1 protein-coding gene is annotated in these 449 nt (G+C 67.7%); it reads right to left on the bottom strand.

Going from position 1 to position 449, the window contains the following annotated elements:
* A partial coding sequence (locus tag EN780_RS37760) for a hypothetical protein (protein WP_133373026.1) occupies positions 1–449 on the bottom strand: 449 nt, incomplete at both ends.

Here is a 449-nt window from a genome sequence, read left to right as displayed (position 1 = left end):
GCCCAGCACCGAGCGGATCTGCGGCGGCAGCGCGCTCGACACCGCATCGGCATTCATCTTCAGCTTCATCGCCAGGTCGGTGAGCGAAACCGTGGCCGTCAGCGAGGCATTCAGCGCATCGCTGCGCAATGTGCCCTCGTCGAGGGAAATCTCCTGCTTGCTGATCTTGCCGGCGAGATCGGCGACGAGCTTGCCGGTCACCAGCGGCTCCAGTGTCGCCACGTCGGTCTTGAGGCCGCCGGCCGCGAGCTTGATGGATATCGGGCCGCTGCGGTCCTCTATGTCGAAGCCGTCGGAATGGATCGCGGCGGTGAGATCGTTGAGCTGCGTGCCGCCCGCCGCCACCGACACCAGGGACGCGCCGATATCGACCATCGGCGCCTTGCCGTCGCCGAAGGCGCGGACGGTGGCGTTCCTGACCGCCACCGTGACCGGCTGCGCCTTGGTGC

The organism is Mesorhizobium sp. M4B.F.Ca.ET.089.01.1.1, from assembly GCF_004022605.1.
In the GTDB taxonomy this organism is placed as follows: domain Bacteria; phylum Pseudomonadota; class Alphaproteobacteria; order Rhizobiales; family Rhizobiaceae; genus Mesorhizobium; species Mesorhizobium abyssinicae.
The sequence above is the reverse complement of the archived record's forward strand: the minus strand, read 5'-3'. Positions and strand labels throughout refer to the sequence as shown.